Source organism: Pseudomonas koreensis, assembly GCF_012986595.1.
In the GTDB taxonomy this organism is placed as follows: domain Bacteria; phylum Pseudomonadota; class Gammaproteobacteria; order Pseudomonadales; family Pseudomonadaceae; genus Aquipseudomonas; species Aquipseudomonas koreensis.
Genome location: NZ_JAAQYM010000001.1, coordinates 624119 through 641726 on the forward strand (window position 1 = coordinate 624119; position 17608 = coordinate 641726).

General features: G+C 58.1%; 15 protein-coding genes. 5 read left to right on the forward strand and 10 right to left on the reverse strand.

Annotation, left to right across the window (positions count from 1 at the left end; translation table 11 throughout):
• Window position 1 precedes the first annotated feature (1 nt).
• The 10 genes from HBN98_RS03045 to rpsB all read right to left on the reverse strand — a co-directional run bounded on the left by HBN98_RS03045 (window position 2) and on the right by rpsB (window position 10494).
• The gene (locus HBN98_RS03045; protein ID WP_003222140.1) at window positions 2–505 is read right to left on the reverse strand and encodes an OmpH/Skp family outer membrane protein; all 504 of its coding nucleotides are present in this window, start codon (window positions 503–505) and stop codon (window positions 2–4) included.
• Between the two features lie 45 nt (window positions 506–550).
• Entirely contained in the window at window positions 551–2938 is a 2388-nt protein-coding gene (gene bamA / locus HBN98_RS03050) for an outer membrane protein assembly factor BamA (RefSeq protein WP_083366872.1), read from the reverse strand.
• Window positions 2939–3012: 74 nt separating this feature from the next.
• Window positions 3013–4365 carry a sigma E protease regulator RseP gene (gene rseP, locus HBN98_RS03055; RefSeq protein WP_083366873.1) on the reverse strand — a complete coding sequence of 451 codons (1353 nt, stop codon included), beginning with the start codon at window positions 4363–4365 and terminating at the stop codon, window positions 3013–3015.
• A gap of 54 nt (window positions 4366–4419) precedes the next feature.
• The gene (gene ispC / locus HBN98_RS03060; RefSeq protein WP_083366874.1) at window positions 4420–5610 is read right to left on the reverse strand and encodes a 1-deoxy-D-xylulose-5-phosphate reductoisomerase; all 1191 of its coding nucleotides are present in this window, start codon (window positions 5608–5610) and stop codon (window positions 4420–4422) included.
• Window positions 5607–6413, reverse strand: a complete 807-nt coding sequence (locus HBN98_RS03065) for a phosphatidate cytidylyltransferase (protein ID WP_083366875.1) — start codon at window positions 6411–6413, stop codon at window positions 5607–5609. The genes ispC and HBN98_RS03065 overlap by 4 nt, the downstream gene beginning before the upstream one ends.
• Window positions 6413–7168 (reverse strand): polyprenyl diphosphate synthase, encoded by a 756-nt coding sequence (uppS, locus tag HBN98_RS03070; RefSeq protein WP_064586183.1) that lies wholly within the window; start codon window positions 7166–7168, stop codon window positions 6413–6415. Before uppS ends, HBN98_RS03065 begins: the two co-directional genes overlap by 1 nt.
• Window positions 7169–7181: 13 nt before the next feature.
• Window positions 7182–7739, reverse strand: a complete 558-nt coding sequence (gene frr / locus HBN98_RS03075) for a ribosome recycling factor (RefSeq protein ID WP_083366876.1) — start codon at window positions 7737–7739, stop codon at window positions 7182–7184.
• Entirely contained in the window at window positions 7736–8479 is a 744-nt protein-coding gene (gene pyrH, locus HBN98_RS03080) for a UMP kinase (protein WP_003222124.1), read from the reverse strand. The genes frr and pyrH overlap by 4 nt, the downstream gene beginning before the upstream one ends.
• A gap of 210 nt (window positions 8480–8689) precedes the next feature.
• The gene (gene tsf / locus HBN98_RS03085) at window positions 8690–9553 is read right to left on the reverse strand and encodes a translation elongation factor Ts (protein ID WP_064586182.1); all 864 of its coding nucleotides are present in this window, start codon (window positions 9551–9553) and stop codon (window positions 8690–8692) included.
• Between the two features lie 203 nt (window positions 9554–9756).
• Window positions 9757–10494, reverse strand: coding sequence for a 30S ribosomal protein S2 (gene rpsB, locus HBN98_RS03090; protein ID WP_003222119.1), 738 nt, complete (start codon window positions 10492–10494; stop codon window positions 9757–9759).
• A gap of 373 nt (window positions 10495–10867) precedes the next feature.
• Here rpsB and map point away from each other — a divergent pair, with 373 nt between their 5' ends.
• The 5 genes from map to HBN98_RS03115 all read left to right on the forward strand — a co-directional run bounded on the left by map (window position 10868) and on the right by HBN98_RS03115 (window position 17604).
• Window positions 10868–11650, forward strand: a complete 783-nt coding sequence (gene map, locus HBN98_RS03095; protein ID WP_083366877.1) for a type I methionyl aminopeptidase — start codon at window positions 10868–10870, stop codon at window positions 11648–11650.
• A 41-nt stretch (window positions 11651–11691) separates the two neighbouring features.
• Window positions 11692–14394: a [protein-PII] uridylyltransferase gene (locus HBN98_RS03100; protein WP_083366878.1), complete on the forward strand. Its 2703-nt coding sequence runs from the start codon at window positions 11692–11694 to the stop codon at window positions 14392–14394.
• A gap of 210 nt (window positions 14395–14604) precedes the next feature.
• Window positions 14605–15804 carry a succinyldiaminopimelate transaminase gene (gene dapC, locus HBN98_RS03105; RefSeq protein ID WP_083366879.1) on the forward strand — a complete coding sequence of 400 codons (1200 nt, stop codon included), beginning with the start codon at window positions 14605–14607 and terminating at the stop codon, window positions 15802–15804.
• A gap of 278 nt (window positions 15805–16082) precedes the next feature.
• Complete coding sequence (locus tag HBN98_RS03110; protein WP_083366880.1) at window positions 16083–16811, forward strand: M12 family metallopeptidase; 729 nt, start codon at window positions 16083–16085, stop codon at window positions 16809–16811.
• Between the two features lie 31 nt (window positions 16812–16842).
• Window positions 16843–17604, forward strand: coding sequence for a zinc metalloprotease (locus HBN98_RS03115; protein ID WP_229754985.1), 762 nt, complete (start codon window positions 16843–16845; stop codon window positions 17602–17604).
• Window positions 17605–17608: the final 4 nt, after the last annotated feature.

Below are 17608 nucleotides of genomic sequence, written 5' to 3' on the forward strand. Positions count from 1 at the left end.
GTTACTTCAGCTGATTCATGCGCTCGATAACCTGGCGCGTGATGTCGTACTGCGGTTTGACATCGATGACTGCGCCACGCTCGAACACCAGGTCAAAACCACCTTTCTTGATGACTTCTTCCACTGCGCTATCCAGTTTCGGCTTCAGTTGCTTGAGCATTTCGCGGTCGGCAACTGCCTTGGCTTCGTTCAGCTCCTTGGACTGGAACTGGAAGTCACGGGCCTTTTGCTTGAATTCAAGCTCCAGACGCTCACGCTCGCCCTGCTGCATCTTGTCGCCACCGGCCATCAGACGGTCCTGAATACCCTTGGCGCTGCTTTCCAGCGTCTTGAGCTTGGTCAGTTGCGGACCGAACTTCTTCTCGGCATCCACGGCGTACTTCTTGGCCGCGTCGGATTCCAGCAGTGCCATCTGATAGTTCAGCACGGCGATTTTCATGTCGGCGAACGCCGGGCCTGCCACCAGTACGGAGGCCAGGAGAACCAATTGAGTCAACTTACGCACGATGCACTCCTACAAAATCCATTGTCGTTGTCTTGGGTCAGGCGCTTAGAACGTCTGGCCGAGGGAGAATTGGAACACTTGAGTTTCAGCGTTATCCGGCTTCTTGACCGGCATCGCCAGAGCAAAACTCAGAGGACCCAGTGCGGTGACCCAGGTCACGCCAACACCGACGGAACTTGCCATGTTGCTCAGGCTGATGTCGTTGCACTGAGTGTTGGCCTTTGTACCATCTGCGTTGGTGGTCGACTTGCAAGTCGAGTCGAACACGTTACCGACGTCCCAGAATACCGAGGTACGCAAGGAGCGCTGATCTTTCACGAACGGCAGCGGGAACAGGACTTCAACACCGCCCTGGATCAATACGTTGCCACCGAACGGCAGCGGATCCTGATCCGGGTCGGCGATAGTGCCAACATTACCAGTCTTGTCGAAACCGCGACTCGGGGTACTGCGAGGACCCAGCGTACTGTCCTTGAAGCCGCGAACCGAGTTGAAACCACCAGCATAGTAGTTTTCATAGAACGGCAAGCCGTCGGTCGAACCATAACCGTCGCCATAACCCAGCTCGGTGTGCAGACGCAGGGTGTAGTTCTCGGTGATCGGCTGGAACAACTGACCACGGTAGTCGAGCTTGTAGAACGACAGGTCGCTGCCCGGAATCGTGGTTTCCAGCGTCAGGCTCTGGGAACGACCACGGGTCGGCAATACGCCTTTGTTCAGGGTCGACTCGGACCAGCCGGCCGACGCCTTGAAGTTCAGATACTGGTCGCCTTCCTTGTTAACGAAGTCGAAGATCTCGTCAACGGTGTACTGGCCCGTCTTGATCTTGTCCTGTTGAGCGGACAGACCGAAGGTCAGACGCGAAGTCTCGCTGATCGGATAGCCAACGTTGACGCCGGCTCCCAGGCTGTCTACCGCATAGCTCGCTACATCGACGTCGAGGTCTTTGTAGTCGGTGGTGCGATAGAACGCGTTGTAACCCAGGCTCACGCCATCGGCGGTCCAGTAGGGGTCAACGTAGCCGAAGTTGTAGCGGCTCTGGTATTCGCTGCGGGTCAGGCCGACGCTGACGCGGTTACCGGTACCGAGGAAGTTGTTCTGGGTGATCGAACCACCGAGAATCAGACCGGCACTCTGGGCGAAACCGACGCTCGCGGTGATCGAACCGGACGCCTGTTCTTCAACGGCGTAGTTCACGTCCACCTGGTCGTCGACACCCGGAACAGCCGGAGTCTCGACGTTCACTTCCTTAAAGAAGCCCAGACGCTCAAGACGGGTCTTGGACTGGTCGATCAGGTAGGTCGAAGCCCAGCCACCTTCCATCTGACGCATTTCGCGACGCAGCACTTCGTCCTCGGACTTGGTGTTGCCACGGAAGTTGATGCGGTTGACGTAGGCGCGCTTGCCCGGATCGACGGCGAACAGGATGTCCACGGTGTGATCGTCGTCATGCGGCTGAGGTACGCCGTTGACGTTGGCGAAGGTGTAACCCTCGTTACCCAGGCGACGGGTGATCAGCTCGGACGTGGTGGTCATCAGCTTGCGCGAGAACACCTGGCCTTTCTGCACCAGCAGCAGGGACTTGATCTGGTCTTCAGGGACTTTCAGGTCACCGCTGAGCTTGACGTCACGGACGGTGTACTTCTCGCCTTCGGTGATGTTGACGGTGATGTAGACGTGCTTCTTGTCCGGGGTGATGGACACCTGGGTCGAAGCGATGTCCATGTTGATGTAGCCACGGTCCAGGTAGTAGGAACGCAGACGCTCCAGGTCACCGGACAGCTTTTCACGGGCGTACTTGTCGTCGTTCTTGAAGAACGACAGCCAGTTGGTGGTCTTCAGCTCGAACAGGTCGATCAGGTCGTCATCAGGGAAGACCGTGTTACCGACCACGTTGATGTGCTGGATCGCAGCCACGGTGCCTTCGTTGATCTTCACTTTCAGCGCAACACGGTTGCGCGGCTGCGATACCACTTCGGTATCGACCGTAGCCGAGTAGCGACCCTGTGCAACGTACTGGCGTTGCAGCTCGTTACGAACACCTTCGAGGGTGGCGCGCTGGAAGATTTCACCTTCAGACAGACCGGACTGCTTGAGGCCCTTCATCAGGTCCTCGGTGGAGATGGCCTTGTTGCCCTCGATCTCGATACTGGCGACGGACGGGCGTTCGACGACCGTGATCACCAGAACGTTGCCTTCGCGGCCCAGCTGGATATCTTGAAAGAAACCGGTTTTGAACAACGCACGAGTGGATTCCACCAGGCGACGATCATCCGCCTGCTCGCCGACGTTCAACGGCAAGGCACCAAACACGCTACCCGCGGAGACCCGCTGGAGGCCGTTGACGCGAATATCAGAGATAGTGAAGGACTCGGCGTGAACTTCGGCGATCATCAATACGGTGAGAACCGCAGTTAGCAGCAGACGTTTCATGAAGTCCTTTCTTATTCCAACTGGCAATAAACAAACTGCCGCAAAATGCGGCAGATTCGCAATTCAGCGAAGCTTTACAGTCGACCCAGATCATTGACCAGAGCAAGCAACATCACTCCGACCACCAAACTGATACCGATCTGCACCCCCCAACCTTGCACCCGATCCGACAAGGGACGACCACGCGCCCACTCAATCAGATAAAACAACAAATGCCCCCCATCCAGTACAGGAATGGGCAGCAAATTCAGAACTCCCAGGCTAATACTCAGATAAGCAAGGAAATTCAGGAAATCAGCAACGCCCGACTGGGCAGAAGCGCCCGCCACTTTAGCAATGGTTATCGGTCCACTCAAGTTTTTTACCGAGAGCTCGCCGAACAGCATTTTCTTCAGTGAGTCCAGCGTCAGCACGCTCATGGTCCAGGTACGACGGGCACCCTCGCCAATCGCGGCCAGCGGCCCATAACTGACCTCGCGGATCATTTCCGGCGGCCAGTCTACGGCCTTTACGCCTGCACCGAGATAACCGCTTGGCGACTTGCTTTCGCCGCGCGCCGCCAAGGTCACCGGGATGTCGATTTGAGCACCGTCGCGCTCGATGCGCAGCATGATTTTGGTATCAGGACGCGTACGAACGGTATCCACCACCTGCTGCCAGTCATTCAGCGCCTGGCCGTCAAGCGACAGCAGACGGTCACCGGTTTTCAGACCAGCGGCTTGCGCCGGGCCTTTCGGATCAAGTTCGGCCAGCACCGGCGGCAAGGCCGGGCGCCATGGGCGAATACCCAGCGAGCGGATCGGATCGGGCTCGTCAGCGCCTTTGAGCCAATGGTCCAGCGCCAGCTCACGAGGCGTGTCTGCGGTCGAACCCTGCTCGCGCACGAGCAATTGCAGGGAACCACTCTCCCCCAGACGACGCACCAGTTGCAGATTGACGGCGGCCCAGCCGGAGGTCGGCTCACCATCGATAGCGACGATTTCCTGGCCGGCACTCAAACCGGCCCTGGCCGCGATGCTACCGGACTCGACAGCCCCGATGACCGGACGAATCTGCTCACTGCCGAGCATCGCCAACACCCAGAAGAACACCAGGGCCAGCAGGAAATTGGCGATCGGACCCGCCGCGACAATGGCGATACGCTGGCGAACCGATTTACGATTGAAAGACTGATGAAGCTGATCGGCCGGTACTTCGCCTTCACGCTCATCGAGCATTTTGACGTAGCCACCCAGCGGAATCGCGGCGACGACAAACTCAGTGCCCTGCTTGTCGTGCCAGCGCAACAGGGGCATGCCGAAGCCCACGGAAAAACGTAAAACCTTGACGCCACAGCGACGCGCGACCCAGAAGTGGCCGAATTCGTGAAAGGTGACCAGCACACCCAAAGCGATCAGGGTGCCGGCAATCATATAGAGCGCGCTCATCTACTTTCTCCGCAATCCTGTTCAGTGCCGCGTGACGCCATGGTTCTGTAAAGGCTATCGGTCGTGCCGACTCAGCCATTGTCCGGCCAGAATCCGCGCTTTCGCGTCTGCGGTAAACACCGCATCCAGATCCTCCAGCGCAACCACCGGCTCGAGATTCAACACATCCTCGATGATACTCGCGATTTCCAGATAACCCACGCGTCCGTCGAGAAACGCTGCAACCGCCACTTCGTTGGCCGCATTGAGCATGGCCGGCGCGCTGTTGCCCGCCTCAGCCGCCTGTCGCGCCAGCCGCAGACAAGGAAAACGCTCTTCATCAGGCGCTTCGAAATCCAGACGCGCAATGGCAAACAGGTCCAGCGGTGCCACGCCTGAATCAATACGTTCGGGCCACGCCAGTGCATTGGCAATCGGCGTGCGCATGTCGGGATTGCCCAACTGCGCCAACACCGAACCATCGACATAATCGACCAACGAGTGAATCACACTCTGCGGATGAATCACCACCTCGACCTGCGAAGGTTTGGCGTCGAACAACCAGCAAGCCTCGATCAACTCCAGGCCCTTGTTCATCATGCTGGCCGAATCCACCGAAATCTTGCGCCCCATGGACCAGTTCGGGTGCGCACAGGCCTGATCCGGCGAAACGTGCGCCAGCTCGCTCAGCGGCGTCTGGCGGAAAGGCCCGCCCGAAGCCGTGAGCAAGATCCGCCGCACGCCGACGGCGCCCAGCCCGCGCGCAAAATCCTGCGGCATGCACTGAAAGATCGCGTTGTGCTCGCTGTCGATCGGCAGCAGCACCGAGCCGCTCTTGTGCACCGCCTGCATGAACAGCGCGCCGGACATCACCAGCGCTTCTTTATTGGCCAGGAGGATTTTTTTGCCAGCCTCCACCGCTGCCAGCGTCGGGCGCAAACCCGCGGCACCGACGATGGCCGCCATCACCGCATCGACTTCAGGAGCGGACGCGACCTGACACAGGCCCTCCTCCCCTACCAGCACGCGAGTGGACAGGCCGGCAGCCCGCAAGTCATCCTGCAAACCACGCGCCGCCGCCACTTCCGGCACCACCGCAAACTGCGGCACATGCCGAACGCACAAGGCCAGCAACTCGCTCAAGCGCGTGAAGCCGCTCAAGGCAAAGACCTGATAGCGCTCAGGATGGCGAGCAATCACATCCAGGGTGCTCAGACCGATCGAGCCGGTAGCCCCCAGAACGGTAATCTGTTGCGGGCGGCTCACGGCGCAGCCATCCACAGCAATACGGCGAAAATCGGGATCGCGGCAGTCAGGCTGTCGATCCGATCAAGCACGCCGCCATGACCGGGCAGCAGATTGCTGCTGTCCTTGATGCCGGACTGACGCTTGAACATGCTTTCGGTGAGGTCGCCCACCACCGAAATGAAGACGATCAACGCCGCACCGATCAAGCCCTTGAGCAGTTCGCCCACGGTCCAGTCACGCACCAGGCCGACGATAGCGGTAATGACCAGACTCAGCGCCAGGCCACCGTAAACGCCTTCCCAGCTTTTGCCCGGGCTGACTTGTGGCGCCAGCTTGCGCTTGCCGAAGGCCCGACCGGAAAAATAGGCACCGATGTCGGCACCCCAGACCAGCACCATCACCGCCATGATCAACCAGTTGCCCAGCGGGTATTGCTTGATCTGCACCAGCCCTTGCCAGGCCGGCAGCAGGATCAGTAAGCCGATCACCAGTTTGGTGGCTGCCGTGGACCAGTGCTCGCTCGAACGCGGATACGTCAGCACCAGGTAAGTCGCCACCGCCCACCACAGCACCGAAGCCCCCAATACCCAAGGGGCGAGGCCCGGCAGCACGTACATGACGAACAACATCAGCGCAACGACAGCGGCATAGCCGACACGGAACGCCTGTGCGGTAAAGCCAGCCAGACGCGCCCATTCCCAGGCACCCAGGCTTACGACCAGACCGATGAACAGCGCAAAACCGGAACCCTCGAGCAGGAAAAACCCGCACAGGGCGATCGGCAGCAGGATCAGCGCAGTGATGATTCGTTGTTTAAGCATTAAACCCGGGCTCCAGCTTCGACCTGCTCGCTCGTTTTACCGAAGCGGCGCTGGCGTGAAGCGAAATCGGCCAGCGCCGTGCGCATGGCTTCGTGTTTGAAGTCCGGCCAGAACAGGTCGGAGAAGTACAACTCGGCGTACGCCAGTTGCCACAAGAGGAAGTTGCTGATGCGGTGTTCGCCACCGGTGCGGATGCACAAGTCCGGCAGCGGCAAGTCGCCGGTCGCCAGACAGGTTTGCAGCAGATCCGGGGTGATGTCCTCCGGGCGCAAGTGCCCGGCCTGAACTTCACGCGCCAGACGCTGTGCCGCTTGCGCAATATCCCACTGACCGCCGTAGTTGGCGGCGATCTGCAGGATAAAGCGGTTGGCACCGGCCGTCATCGCTTCAGCCTCGCGCATCGCCGCCTGAAGTTCAGGGTGGAAGCGCGAGCGATCGCCGATGATGCGCAAGCTGATGTTGTTGTCGTTGAGACGCTTGGCCTCACGACGCAGCGCCTTGAAGAACAGGTCCATCAAGGCACTGACTTCATCGGCCGGGCGCTGCCAGTTTTCACTGGAAAAGGCGAACAGGGTGAGCACTTCGACCTTGGCCTCGGCGCACACCTCGATCACGGCCCGCACAGCATCCACGCCGGCTTTATGCCCGGCGACACCCGGCATGAAGCGTTTCTTCGCCCAGCGATTGTTGCCATCCATGATGATCGCGACATGGCGCGGCACCGCGGACGGCGCTGACTGCTTGGTCTTTTCCATTGAAACGCGACCCTTATACGGCCATCAGATCGGCTTCTTTTTCCTTGGTGGCCGCATCGATATCAGCTTCAGCCTTGTCGGTCAGTTTCTGGATATCAGCTGCCGCACGGCGCTCTTCGTCTTCACTGATCTCTTTGTCCTTGACCAGCTTCTTCAGATCACCCAGTGCATCGCGACGAATATTGCGTACAGCGACGCGCGCATCTTCAGCAGCCGCACGTGCCTGCTTGGTGAAGCCCTTACGGGTTTCTTCGGTCAGGGCCGGCATGGAGATCAGCAGCAGTTCGCCGAGGTTGGTCGGGTTCAGGTTCAGACCAGCGCTTTGGATCGCTTTGTCGACAGCCGCCAGCATGTTGCGCTCGAAAGCAACGACTTGCAGGGTGCGGGAGTCTTTTACAGTGACGTTCGCCACTTGGCTGAGCGGAGTATCGGCGCCGTAGTACGGAACCATCACGCTACCGAGGATGCTCGGGTGAGCCTTACCGGTGCGGATTTGACCAAATGCATGAGCCAGCGACTCGATGGACTTCTGCATGCGCTCTTGAGCGTCTTTCTTGATTTCGTTGATCATTGTTGACCTTCCTCGATCAGGGTTCCTTCAGCGCCGCCATGTACGATGTTCAGCAGGGCGCCAGGCTTGTTCATGTTGAATACGCGCAGCGGCATCTTATGGTCGCGGCACAGGCAAATTGCTGTCAGATCCATTACACCCAGCTTGCGATCCAGCACTTCATCATAAGTCAGATGATCGAACTTCTCGGCATGCGGGTCCTTGAACGGGTCTGCGGTGTAGACGCCATCAACCTTGGTCGCCTTCAGCACGACGTCGGCATCGATTTCGATGGCACGCAGGCAGGCTGCCGAATCCGTGGTAAAGAACGGATTGCCGGTACCGGCGGCGAAAATCACGACGTCCTTGGAGTTCAGGTGGCGCATGGCTTTGCGGCGATCATAGTGATCAGTAACGCCAACCATGGAAATGGCCGACATCACGATGGCCGAGATATTGGCACGTTCCAGCGCGTCGCGCATGGCCAGGGCGTTCATCACAGTGGCCAGCATGCCCATGTGGTCGCCTGTTACCCGATCCATGCCAGCCTTGCTCAAGGCTTCGCCACGGAACAGGTTGCCACCGCCGATCACCAGACCGACCTGTACGCCGATACCGACCAGTTGGCCGACTTCCAGCGCCATCCGATCCAGCACTTTTGGATCGATCCCGAACTCTTCCGAGCCCATCAGGGCCTCGCCGCTAAGCTTGAGTAGAATGCGTTTATAGCGAGCCTGATAACCACTGCCCTGCTGAGCCATTGCGAATCTCTCCTGCGGCGTATTTAAAAATTCTTTGCGAGCTGTTTACAGCTGGCGTTCACTCTAGCTTGGCGCTGCTTCAGCGCCATCGGAACATGGCTTTGTAAGTCAGTTCCAAGTGGAAACCAATTAAAAATTGGTAACCCCATCTGAAAAGAGGCTGCGCGCGTGAGCGGGCAGCCTCTTTCGGGCGACAGTTGAAAAACCGTCTTATTGCTTGGCGGCAGCCAGCTGGGCAGCAACTTCTTCAGCGAAGTTGTCGACCGGCTTCTCGATGCCTTCGCCTACTTTGAAGTAGGTGAAGGAAACGATTTCTGCGCCGCCTTTCTTGGCCAGCTCGCCAACCTTGATTTCAGGGTTCTTGACGAACGCCTGCTCAACCAGGCTCGCTTCTGCCAGGAACTTGCTGATACGGCCTTTGACCATGTTCTCAACAATGTTTTCTGGCTTGCCTTTGATCTTCTCTTCGTTCAGCTGCAGGAACACAGCTTTTTCACGCTCGATCGCTTCAGCCGAAACTTGCGAAGGCAGCAGGAACTCAGGGTTGCTTGCAGCGACGTGCATCGCGATGTCTTTGGCCAGCTCGACGTCGCCGCCTTTCAGAGCCACAACAACACCGATCTTGTTGCCGTGCAGGTACGAACCAACAACGTCACCTTCGACACGGGTCAGACGACGGATGTTGACGTTCTCGCCCACTTTGGCAACCAGTGCTTCGCGAGCGGCTTCTTGAGCAGCGATCAGCGGAGCAGCGTCGGTCAGCTTGTCAGCGAACGCTTTTTCAACGCTGGCAGCAACGAAGTTTTTGAAGTCGTCTTGCAGAGCCAGGAAGTCGGTCTGCGAGTTCACTTCCAGGATAACGGCAGCTTTACCGTCGTCCTTGATTGCGATTGCGCCTTCAGCGGCAACGTTGCCAGCCTTTTTCGCAGCCTTGATCGCGCCCGAAGCACGCATGTCATCAATGGCTTTTTCGATGTCGCCGTCAGCCTTTTCCAGGGCTTTCTTGCAGTCCATCATGCCTTCGCCGGTACGCTCGCGCAGTTCTTTAACCAACGCTGCAGTAATTGCTGCCATTTTCAAATTCCTCTTGGATAGGTTTTCAACCATTCCACCCGATCGAACGGGCGTTCAATTCTTCCCGAATCACCTTGTACCCGCCGCACGTTACAGATGCAGGGGCTGCGCCACCAAAAACGGGCGCCAACAAACGGTTTTCGAGGTGGCAAAAAGGGGGCCAAGCCCCCTTTTTGCTTACTGAGTCAACGCCAGGGCGTCGATTACTCAGCTGCAGCCTGAGTTTCTTCAGCTGCGAATTCAACAGTGCCGCCAGCAACATTGTTGCGACCACGGATCACTGCGTCAGCCATCGAACCCATGTACAGCTGGATAGCGCGGATTGCGTCATCGTTGCCTGGGATGATGTAGTCAACGCCTTCCGGGCTGCTGTTGGTATCGACAACGCCGATAACCGGGATGCCCAGCTTGTTGGCTTCGGTGATCGCGATGCGCTCGTGGTCAACGTCGATCACGAACAGTGCGTCTGGCAGACCGCCCATGTCCTTGATGCCGCCCAGGGAGCGATCCAGCTTTTCCAGGTCACGGGAGCGCATCAGCGCTTCTTTCTTGGTCAGCTTGGCGAAAGTACCGTCTTCGGCTTGAACTTCAAGGTCACGCAGACGCTTGATGGAAGCACGAATGGTCTTGAAGTTGGTCAGCATGCCGCCCAACCAGCGGTGATCGACGTACGGCGAACCGCAACGTGCTGCTTCTTCAGCAACGATCTTGCCAGCGGAACGCTTGGTGCCGACGAACAGAATCTTGTTTTTGCCCTGGGCCAGACGCTCTACGAAAGTCAGAGCTTCGTTGAACATTGGCAGGGTTTTTTCAAGGTTGATGATGTGAATCTTGTTACGCGCGCCGAAAATGTACTTACCCATTTTCGGATTCCAGTAACGGGTTTGGTGACCGAAGTGCACACCGGCCTTCAGCATATCGCGCATGTTGACTTGGGACATGATAGTTCCTTAATAAGTCGGGTTTGGCCTCCACGTATCCCAATGACCAACCAGTGGCATAAAGCCAAAAGCACCCAGGTCATCGTGTCGACACGTGTGTGGATTTAAGCTTTTCGGGGTATCCCCGGAAAGCGGCGCATTTTATACCACAGGGTGCGCAGAAACGGAACCCGGAATCTGTAATCGCACCAAGGACATGGGCGCAGCCCCCTTGGAATCGCCTTGAGGCACACCATTGTATAGAGAGAGACGAAGCAAGCAGGCGCGGATTTGCGCCTTTCGTCTGTTAGAATCGGGTTTTTCAGGGTCGCAAAACGCTTACCTGCCGCCCTATCCGTATCAGTAAGCGCCGCCGAGCGCAGAGAGAGCCTGTATGACCGTCAACCTCAAAACCCCCGAGGACATCGCTGGCATGCGTGTCGCCGGCAAACTGGCCGCCGATGTGCTGGAAATGATTGCCGAACACGTCAAGCCGGGTGTGACCACCGAACAACTGGACAAGATCTGCCACGACTACATCGTCAATGTGCAGCAGGCCATTCCCGCCCCGCTCAACTACAAGGGTTTCCCGAAGTCGATCTGCACGTCGATCAACCATGTGGTGTGCCATGGCATCCCGAATGACAAGCCGCTGAAAAACGGCGACACCCTGAACATCGACGTCACCGTGATCAAGGACGGCTACCACGGCGACACCAGCCGCATGTTCCACGTCGGTGAAGTACCGGTCTGGGCGGAGCGCCTGTCGCAGATCACTCAGGAATGCATGTACAAGGCCATTGAAATCGTCAAACCCGGCTGCCGCCTTGGCGATATCGGCGAAGTCATCCAGAAGCACGCGGAAAAGAATGGTTTCTCGGTGGTTCGCGAGTTCTGCGGCCACGGCATCGGCAAGGTATTCCATGAAGAACCGCAGATCCTGCACTACGGTCGCGCCGGCACCGGCATGGAACTGAAGGCTGGCATGACCTTCACCATCGAACCGATGATCAACCAGGGTAAGGCCGACACCAAGGTGCTGGGCGATGGCTGGACCGCAATCACCAAGGACCGCAAGCTCTCGGCACAGTGGGAACACACCCTGCTGGTGACCGACACCGGCTACGAGATCTTCACCCTGCGCGCCGATGACACCATCCCGCGCGTCTCGGCCTGACACCCGGAACGCTCCCAGCCTTATAGAAGGAAAGCCAATCAATGCCGCAGGTGGATCCCGAACTCTTCGACCGTGGCCAGTTCCAGGCTGAACTGGCCCTGAAAGCGAGCCCTATCGCCGCGTTCAAGAAGGCGATCCGCCAGGCCCGCGAGGTGCTCGACAGCCGTTTTCGCAGCGGCCGCGACATCCGCCGCCTGATCGAAGACCGTGCCTGGTTCGTCGATAACATCCTGCAAAAGGCCTGGGAGCAGTTCAACTGGAGTGAAGACGCCGACATCGCGCTGGTCGCGGTCGGTGGCTACGGCCGGGGTGAGTTGCACCCGTATTCCGACATCGACCTGCTGATCTTGCTGGACAGCGCCGATCACGAAGTTTTCCGCGATTCCATCGAGCGCTTTCTGACGCTGCTGTGGGACATCGGCCTGGAAGTCGGTCAGAGCGTGCGCTCGGTCGATGAATGCGCCGAGGAAGCACGGGCCGACCTGACGGTGGTCACCAACCTGATGGAAAGCCGCACCATCTGCGGCCCCGAGCGCCTGCGCCAGCGCATGCTCGATGTCACCAGCACCGCACACATGTGGCCGGCCAAGGAATTCTTCCTGGCCAAACGCGCCGAGCAGAAGGCCCGTCACCACAAGTACAACGATACCGAATACAACCTGGAACCCAACGTCAAAGGCTCGCCTGGCGGACTGCGGGATATCCAGACCATTTTGTGGGTGGCCCGTCGGCAGTACGGCACCCTGAACCTGCGCGCCCTCGCCGGTGAAGGTTTTCTGGTCGAGAGCGAAAACGCGCTGCTGGCCTCCTCCCAGGAATTCCTGTGGAAAGTGCGCTACGCCCTGCACATGCTCGCCGGTCGCTCCGAAGACCGCCTGCTGTTCGACCATCAACGCACCATCGCCGGCCTGCTCGGTTTTGAAGGTGACGACGCCAAACAGGCTGTCGAAAACTTCATGCAGCAGTATTTCCGCGTGGTGATGAGCATCGCCCAGCTCAGTGACCTGATCATCCAGCATTTCGAGGAAGTCATCCTCGCCCCGGAAGACGAAGCGCCGCCGCAGCCGATCAATTCGCGCTTCCAGTTGCACGACGGCTACATCGAGGCCCGCAACGACAACGTATTCCGCCGCACGCCGTTAGCCATGCTCGAGATTTTCGTGCTGATGGCCCAGCAACCGGAAATCAAAGGCGTGCGCGCTGACACCATTCGTCTGCTGCGCGAGAACCGTCACCTGATCGACGACAACTTCCGCAACGACATTCGCAACACCAGCCTGTTCATCGAGCTCTTCAAGTGCAAGATCGGCATCCATCGCAACCTGCGGCGGATGAACCGTTACGGCATCCTCGGGCGTTACCTGCCGGAGTTCGGCTTCATTGTCGGACAGATGCAGCACGACCTGTTCCACATCTATACGGTCGATGCGCACACCCTCAATCTGATCAAGCACCTGCGTAAGTTGCAGTACACCCAGGTGTCGGAAAAATTCCCGTTGGCCGCCAAGCTCATGGCCAAGCTGCCCAAGCCCGAACTCATCTACATGGCGGGGCTGTACCACGACATCGGCAAGGGGCGGCATGGCGATCACTCGGACATCGGCGCGGTCGATGCCGAAGCGTTCTGCCAGCGCCATCAACTGCCAACCTGGGACAGCCGACTGATCGTCTGGCTGGTGCAGAACCATCTGGTGATGTCGACCACTGCACAGCGCAAGGACTTGTCCGACCCGCAAGTGATTCACGATTTCGCGCAGATCGTCGGCGATGAAACCCGTCTGGACTACCTCTACGTGCTGACCGTGGCCGACATCAACGCCACCAATCCGACGCTGTGGAACTCGTGGCGCGCCAGTCTGTTGCGCCAGCTCTACACCGAAACCAAGCGTGCCCTGCGCCGAGGCCTGGAAAACCCGGTGGATCGCGAAGAGCAGATCCGCCAGACCCAGAGCGCAGCACTGGATATTCTGGTGCGCGGCGGCACCGACCCGGACGACGTCGAGCAGTTGTGGGCACAGTTGGGCGATGACTACTTCCTGCGCCACACCGCCGGCGACGTCGCCTGGCACAGTGACGCGATCCTGCAGCAGCCGGCCGATGGCGGCCCGCTGGTGCTGATCAAGGAAACCACCCAGCGCGAATTCGAGGGCGGTACGCAGATCTTCATTTATGCCCCGGATCAGCACGATTTCTTCGCCGTGACTGTGGCCGCGATGGACCAGCTCAACCTGAACATTCACGACGCCCGGGTTATCACCTCGAGCAGCCAGTTCACCCTCGACACCTACATCGTGCTCGATACCGACGGTGACTCGATCGGCGACAATCCGGCACGGGTCAAACAGATTCGCGACGGCCTGACCGAAGCGCTGCGCAACCCGGACGACTACCCGACGATCATCCAGCGCCGGGTGCCGCGCCAGCTCAAGCACTTCGCTTTTGCGCCGCAGGTGACGATCCACAACGACGCCCAGCGTCCGGTGACGGTGCTGGAACTCACGGCACCGGATCGCCCGGGCCTGCTGGCGCGCATTGGCGGGATTTTCCTCGAGTTCGACCTGTCGCTGCAGAACGCCAAGATTGCGACCCTGGGCGAGCGGGTGGAAGACGTGTTCTTCATCACCGACGCCCACAATCAGCCGCTCTCCGACCCGCTGCTGTGCAGCCGCTTGCAGGACGCAATCGTTGAACAACTGAGCGTCAATCAGGAACCGGATATCAAGCTTTCACGTATCAGTATCTGAATTGAATTAATCCATTACCCAGGTGGGAAGGATCACTCCGTTACCGGCGTGTTAGACCAAACCTCTGTAGGAGCGAGCCTGCTCGCGATAGCGGCACATCAGCTTGCATGGATGTTGGATGTGCAGCCCTCATCGCGAGCAGGCTCACTCCTACAGGTTTTGTGCATTGGTCAGTATCAGAGTTTTCTTTCCACATTGAACGAGGCATCCATGAACAACGCTCTGAACCAGCTGCAGCCTTACCCGTTCGAAAAGCTCCGCGCTCTGCTTGGCACCGTGACCCCGAACCCGGACAAACGCCCGATCGCGCTGTCGATCGGCGAGCCGAAACATCGCTCGCCGAGCTTTGTCGCCGAAGCGCTGGCGCACAATCTGGATCAGATGGCGGTGTACCCGACCACCCTCGGCATCCCGGCCCTGCGCGAAGCCATCGCCGGCTGGTGCGAACGTCGTTTCGGCGTGCCGAGTGGCTGGATTGACCCGGCGCGCAACGTGCTGCCGGTCAACGGTACGCGTGAAGCGCTGTTCGCCTTCACCCAGACCGTAGTCAACCGTGGCGACGACGCGCTGGTGGTCAGCCCGAACCCGTTCTATCAGATCTACGAGGGCGCAGCGTTCCTCGCCGGCGCCAAGCCGCATTACCTGCCGTGCCTGGATGAGAATGGCTTCAACCCGGACTTCGACGCGGTATCGCCAGAGATCTGGAAGCGCTGCCAGATCCTGTTCCTGTGCTCGCCGGGCAACCCGACCGGCGCGCTGATTCCGGTCGACGTGCTGAAAAAACTGATCGCCCTGGCTGACGAGCACGACTTCGTGATCGCCGCCGACGAGTGCTACAGCGAGCTGTACTTCGACGAACAGACCCCGCCGCCAGGCCTGCTCAGCGCCTGCGTCGAACTGGGCCGCAAGGACTTCAAGCGCTGCGTGGTGTTCCACAGTCTGTCCAAGCGCTCCAACCTGCCAGGCCTGCGCTCCGGCTTCGTCGCCGGTGACGCCGACGTCCTCAAGGGCTTCCTGCTGTACCGCACCTACCATGGCTGCGCGATGCCGGTGCAAACCCAACTGGCGAGCGTTGCCGCCTGGAACGACGAAGTGCATGTGCGCGCCAACCGTGCGCTGTACCGTGAGAAGTTCGACGCGGTGCTGGAAATCCTCAGCCCGGTGATGGACGTGCAACGCCCAGACGGCAGCTTCTACCTGTGGCCGAATGTACAAGGCGACGACGCGGCATTCTGCCGGGATCTGTTTGCCGAAGAACATGTGACCGTGGTGCCGGGCTCGTACCTGTCCCGCGATGTCGACGGCGTGAATCCGGGGGCCGGCCGTGTGCGCATGGCGCTGGTTGCACCCTTGGCTGAATGCGTCGAAGCTGCAGAACGCATTCGCGCCTTCATCAAGCGTAAACAGTAACAAGACCCAGCCCGTCCGGTGCAATGCCGGGCGGGATATTGTTTCAACTGCAATTAAATCTTTTCTTGTTGGCAGTACTCTCTCTCACAATCGCTACATGTTTTTGCCACTGACTAGTTGCTCTTCGCCGCACTTTTATTCCACGCGCTCGCCCCTACCAACATCAAGCAACAACATCCCCCACCATCAAACTTAACAAAACCTTCAAAACAAATTAGCCTTAAAAACCCAGGCGACATTAAATAAACAGCCACCCCTTATATAAATTGGAACCGCCAATGAAAATCATTGCTCCGTGCAAACTTATTCAACCAGAAGATCAACTAGCGTCATATCACGCCGCCGTCGAAGAAAACCCTCATAACGAAATCCTCTCCTCACAGGGTGGTCGCAGTAAACGTTCTACAGGCCATTGGCAAAAATTCTGGGCCAGTGGTAGAGAATTGACCATCAGTTTTATGGAAGTTTTGCCTGTTGATCTCCAGCAGCGTATTGAAGGTTTGATCCGACAATGGGAACCCTCCACTAATCTGACGTTCAAGTTTAATGATGGCGTTGCAGGGGACATACGCATTTCCATATCGGGCAACATATCCAGTTCATACCTTGGCACCGACGCACTGTTGGTGGCATCGGACCAGCCTACCCTGAAACTCGGCATCGACCCGGCTCATTCGGCTTTCGATGCGACAGTGCTCCATGAGTTCGGTCATGCATTGGGAATGCAACACGAGCATCAGCACCCCTCCGCAAACATCCCCTGGGACATGCCCGTCGTTTATGAGTATTACCGGTTACACACCCAATGGACCAAGGAAGAAGTCGATGAAAATATATTCAACAGGATCGATGCCAGCACGTCACTGAAAGGACCTTACGACAAGAACTCCATCATGCATTACCCCGTACCCAACGAATTTACTATCGGCGATTGGGAAGTTGCTCCGAACACCCGAATCAGCAAACTTGATCGGCGCAATATGCGCAAGGCTTATCCTAAACCCTGAGCCCTCGCGTTTTCTTACATGGAGTTTCCTGATGATGGACAATCTGAATCCCTGCCAACTCGTCACATTGAATGACTTCAACAAGTCTTATGACATTGCTATCGGGGAAAACCCTGACAATCGCAAAACCGCCACGGGTACTCGAAAGAAACGGGCAGTCGCTCGGCACACGAAATTCTGGACACCCGGTCGTCTTTTACGCATCCGGTTTCTGAACGGCAGTTCGTCCTTCAAAGAGGCGACGAAAGCGGCGCTCGCGAACTGGCAACCTCACGTTAACTTGAACTTGCAGTTCATTGAAGAAGGTGAAGCCGAGATTCGTATTTCCAGCGACCCAGGTGCTTACTGGTCGATGATCGGGACCGACGCGTTGACCGTTGAAGAACAAGCCCAAGCCACACTGAACCTGTCCCCGGATCAGGACCTTTCAATCAGATTCTTCATGGCCCAGGCCACTCATGAATTCGGTCACATGCTCGGGGCCGAGCATGAGCACTTGCATCCTGAAATGACCATTCCGTGGGACAAGGAAGCGGTTTACCAATACTTCGGCGCAACGAGTGATGAGGATCGTAGCCGGATAGACCTGACTTACTTCAATCTTCTTGATGCATCGGAGGTCAACCATTCTTCTTACGACCCGAAATCCATCATGCATTACGCCATTCGCCAGAACTGGACCAAGGGTGACTTTCAGATACACCTCAATCCAGTCATCAGTGAGAAAGACAAAGGATTCATGACAACCGCTTACCCTCACTCCGACGCCCCACAGGAAACGGGTTCAGCTTGAAATC